General features: G+C 74.2%; 4 protein-coding genes. 1 reads left to right on the top strand and 3 read right to left on the bottom strand.

Going from position 1 to position 4,449, the window contains the following annotated elements; all coding sequences use genetic code 11:
* The 3 genes from HUX53_RS28105 to HUX53_RS28095 form a co-directional block, all read right to left on the bottom strand.
* Positions 1 to 1,615: hypothetical protein (locus HUX53_RS28105; protein WP_176406227.1), on the bottom strand; the 1,615-nt coding region annotated here is incomplete at its 3' end.
* The gene (locus tag HUX53_RS28100) at positions 1,615 to 2,856 is read right to left on the bottom strand and encodes a GTPase (RefSeq protein WP_255205711.1); all 1,242 of its coding nucleotides are present in this window, start codon (positions 2,854 to 2,856) and stop codon (positions 1,615 to 1,617) included. The genes HUX53_RS28100 and HUX53_RS28105, both read right to left, overlap by 1 nt.
* A complete protein-coding gene (locus tag HUX53_RS28095) occupies positions 2,853 to 3,710 on the bottom strand; it encodes a hypothetical protein (protein ID WP_176406226.1) in 858 nt (285 codons plus the stop codon). Before HUX53_RS28095 ends, HUX53_RS28100 begins: the two co-directional genes overlap by 4 nt.
* A 510-nt stretch (positions 3,711 to 4,220) precedes the next feature.
* On the opposite strand from HUX53_RS28095, the gene HUX53_RS40255 reads away from it, so the two are divergent.
* The coding region (locus HUX53_RS40255; RefSeq protein WP_217920002.1) for a hypothetical protein at positions 4,221 to 4,449 on the top strand (229 nt) is incomplete at its 3' end.

The following is a 4,449-nucleotide window of genomic DNA, read 5'->3' as shown; positions in this document are numbered from 1 at the left end:
GGCGTTCTCGTGGGCTGGGGGATGTGTATAAGGGACAGATCTCCGTGAGGGCATGCGCCGCGCGCTCCGGTTTCGCGGTGATCGCCGTCCCGTACGCCTGGACGATCGCGGCGTCGCGTGCGGCGTGCCCGTCCGGCATGATCTCCCGGACCCGCTCGGCGAGCCGCAGCGTCGCCGTCTCGGCGAGGTACTCGCCGCCGGGGAAGGCGAGCCGGGTGAACGTGCGGGACGGCAGGCCCGCCAGCGCGGGATGCGGGCCGTGCGCGTCCAGGAGGTCGGTGCACTCGCCGGCGGACGGCGGCGTCTCCCACACCTCGCGGAGCGCCGCGTCGAGGTCGGCGCCGTCGAGCCGGAGCAGCTCGCCCGTGACCGCGATCCGGCGTCCGGGATGCCTGCGGGCGACGGACGTCAGCACCGGGATGGCGACGTCGGGCACGGCCCGCAGCCGCTCGGCGTGCTGGTACAGCAGATCGCAGTGGGTTGGCGCGAGCATGGTCGCCCGCCCGGCGGCGAGGCCGGCGATGACCCCGTCCAGCACCGCGTCCCGCGCCCCGGAGGGTGCCTGCCCGTGCACGGCGAGCGCGAGGTCGAGCCCCATGGACGGGACGCCGGGCACGAGGTCGCGCCACACCCATTCGGGGATCCCGGGCCCGTGCCGCGCCAGCAGTTCCGCCGCCGCGCCCTCCTCCTCGGCCGTGACGGACGTGTCGCCCCGGCACAGCGCCAGCAGCGCGGCGGCCCCCTCCTGCGCGGGGTCGTTCAGCGGTGCCAGCTCGCCGAGCGCGTCGAGGCCGCCGAAGTCGGCGGCGCGCCAGCAGTCGGCGACGGTCCGCGCGAAGCGGCTCGCCCGGCCGTCCGCGCCGCCCTTGTGGAGATCGAACGCGGACGCGTGCGAGGCGTGGTGTTGCGCGGCGGCCCAGATCGCGGGCGTGGTGCCGACCAGGCGCTGCGCGGCACTGTCGGGGTCGGCGGTGTAGGTGACGAACGACAGCCGCGCCGCCGCCGCGACCGGCAGCGAGTACGACACGACCGCGATCCAGCGCGCGATCAGCTCGACGTCGTCGGCGACCAGCACGACCCGCCCGTGACCCCGGCCCAGAACTTCGGCGACCGCGTCCACCAGCTGGGCCAGCAGCGCATACGGGTCATCGGGGCCCGACACGGCGAGCCATGCGGCGAGCGCCTCGGGATCGAGCGCGGCGCCGGGATTCAGCTCGTCCAGCGGTTCGAGGACGGCCCCCGGCGCGGGCATGGGCGTCCAATGCGCGGCATGCCACAGTTCGGCGGGCCGCAGCCCCTCCAGCTCGTCGGGCTCCGCCACCACCGCGTGGGCGAAGAAGTTGCCGTACCGCCCCGAATAGTCGCGGCCGAGGTAGCGGCAGCGCAGCAGCAGCGGGCGCCCGTCCACCCGGTCGTACAGCAGCGACACCGGGAACAGGCCCAGTTCGGAGTCGTCGGGGGACAGGGGCGCGTCCGGCGGCGGCCGGTACGACAGGTACGGCGTCACGCCCGCCCGGACCCCGTCGGGCAGGCCGGGGGTCTCCGCGACGAACTGGAACCCGGCCCGGCCGGTCGGCCCGCGCCGCGCGGACGTGTAGTGCAGCTGCCAGGCCACTACCCACCCCCGGGACGGACGCCGTCGAGCATCCCGAACCGGTACAGCAGCCACAGCAGCGGATCCTCGGCCCGGTACGGCCGCACCCCGCCCGCGCCGACGCGCCCCCGCTCGGGGAGGGCGCCGAGCGCCGACAGCCCGAACAGCGCGTGGTCGGCGTACTGCTGGCCGAGGTAGGTGTCGAGCTGCCCGGCCTGCCACTCGTGCAGCAGCGCCCGCACCTGCTCGTTCACGGCGTCCCGGTCGTCCAGGTCCAGGACGCCCTGCCCGGACCGCGACCGGTGCAGCGCCGACTGCTCCAGCAGCCCCGGCCGCAGCACGTCGATCTTGGTGAGCGAGACCGCCACGGGCACCGGCAGCGGCTCACCCGGACGGGTCCCGTGCCGCTGCCGCAGCGTCTCCGTCACCCGGGCGATGACGTTCAGCGGCTCGCTGTCGGGATCTTCACCCGCGACGCGCGGCCCCGGTACGGCGTCCCGCACACCGGCCCGCGCACCGGGCAGCTCCAGCGGATCTACCAGGAAGATGACCGCGTCGGCGGCCTCCAGATACCGCAGGTGCAGGTCGGTGACCTCCCTGCTGCGCAGGTCCTCGCCCGCCGTGTCGAACAGCACCAGCGCCAGCGACTCGTTACGTGCACGGGAGAAACGGCCCCGGCGCGTCCGCGTCAGCAGGTACACCAGCGGCTCGCGCGGACCGGTCGCCGCGCTGGTCGTCGTCGGCAGCAGCCGCCGCTCCTCCAGCAGCGGCCGCGCGAAGTCGCGCTTGTACCGCTCGATCGTCCGGTCGTCGCACGCCACAAGGGACGCGTCCAGCTCCGTCCCGACCCGGTTCATCAGCTCGTGCAGCAGCACCGCGATATAGGTGCTCTTCCCGGCGTTCTTAGCCCCGACAAGCGCCACAATGCGCCCCGGCGAGTCGCAGTACGCCGACGGCAGCGGATTGTGGCACTCCGGACAGGCCCGATTCCCGGTCGGTAGCCCGCACTCGGGACAATCCGCGCGCCCCTTCCGTCCGGACGCGGAGAACACCGGCGGCAAGGAGGCACCCGCCGTCGACCCCGTGTACTCGGCCAGCTCCTTGTCCAGCACCGGCGCGCAGCCCTGCCGCCGTCCCGACTGCCCGCGGCACCGGAACAGCACCCGCTGCGGCGGCACCGACGCGAAGCAGTAGGGGCAGGTGATGCCCTGCCTGGACGGCACCCCGGGAATCCCCACCCGGGCCAGTGGTCGCGTCATCATGTGACCTGAAGTCGGCGGACAGGAGGGTCGCTCAGCTCGACGCCGTCGTCATCGGCGAAACAGCGGAGCCAGTACGGCCCGGACGCGTCCGGCACCGCCAGCGAAAGCTCGCCCGGCACGGGCACCTGCTCCCACGCACCGAGCGTGTCGCCGTCCCCGGGACGATGCGGCATGACCCGGCCGGTGCGCAGCACCAGCGACAGCCGCGCCACCCGCAGCGGACGGGACGAGGTGAGCCGGATCGTCAGCGACCGCCGCCACGGCGGCCCCGACCGCAGCACGTCGTACCGGACGATCGTGCGCGCCGCCACCAGCGCCGTCACCTGCGCCCCGGTCACCCGCGCGCCGCCCACCGTCCCGGCCGCCGCGACCGTGACCTCCACGGGCGCATCCTCGGGCACCGCCAACCGAACACCACCCTGCGTGTCGTAAGAAGCGCGGGTCACGACCTCGACCCTCGGCTCACCACCGACCCGGTAACCGAGATCGACCTCGGCGACATCGGCAGGCCAGTCGAACCCGACATGCACGTACGAGCCGCGCCGCTCGGCGACCAGCCGGCGCGGCGGCGGCAGGTTCACATGCCGGTGGTAGGCGCCGATCGCGGCGGTGCCCTCCGCGACCGACACCGCGAGCAGCCACCCGCTGGCCCCCGGCCGCACCTCCAGCCCGCCCGGCACCGGCGCGCACGCCAGCCGCCGCGTCTCCGCCCGCACCTCCTCCAGCGGGACGATCGCACTGCGCGGCCACGGCGGCGGCCCCTCCGAGAGCACCAGCTCCACGGCCCCGTTCCCAGGCTGGTCGAACCGCACCCGCACCAGCCCCGGATCGGACGCGTCGGTCTCGGCGCTCACCTCAAAAACGGGCTCGGGTGGCGCACTGGGCGTGGCCGATATCCGCACCCCGTCCGTCACAACCTCCCGCCCGGACGCATCAAGGTAGACGGCACAAATCAGGTAATGGTGAGTACGCCCGTTCGGCACCCGCTCCCGAAACCCGTCCCGCCCCGCCGCCACGGCCCGCCCGTCCCGCACGACAACGACCCGCGCCGCCTCTGCCGGACACCGCCACCGCCCGGTCACCTGCCCGTCCCCGGCGATCAGCTCAACGTCCCAGGGTTCCGGCCGCACTACGACAGGCCCCACCACAGCGGGCGCCGCAACACCATCCCCCCGAACGGCGAACACCCCGTAGAACAACGGCACGTTCACCGGCGGCCGCTCGTCTACCACCCCCGCAATGAGCTCCCCGTCCCGCACATCCCGCGGCGCCCGCCCAACCCGCCGCACGACGTGATAGGACACATCGCCCACTGTGGACGGCGACTGCTCCCACGACAACCGCACCGACGCCCCACCGCCGCCGTGGCCGTTCCCAACCGCCGACCTGCCCTCCGCCACCCGTCGACTCGCCGCCTGACGGTCACGCCCTGCCGCGCGGTCGTGTCCTGCCGCGCGTTCGTGCCCGGCCTGGCGTTCGTGCCGGGCCTGGCGTTCGTGCCCTGTCGCGCGGTCGTGTCCTGTCGCGCGGTCGTGTCCTGTCGCGGGGTCGTGTCCTGCCGTGCGGTCGTGTGCGTGTCTCTTATACACATTT

This window comes from Actinomadura sp. BRA 177 (genome assembly GCF_013372625.1).
Lineage (GTDB): Bacteria > Actinomycetota > Actinomycetes > Streptosporangiales > Streptosporangiaceae > Spirillospora.
The sequence above is the reverse complement of the archived record's forward strand: the minus strand, read 5'-3'. Positions and strand labels throughout refer to the sequence as shown.

What these genes read in the sequence shown, in the direction of transcription:
- HUX53_RS28100 (WP_255205711.1), bottom strand. Translation starts at nt 2,856, where the DNA reads ATGATGACGCGACCACTGGCCCGGGTGGGGATTCCCGGGGTGCCGTCC.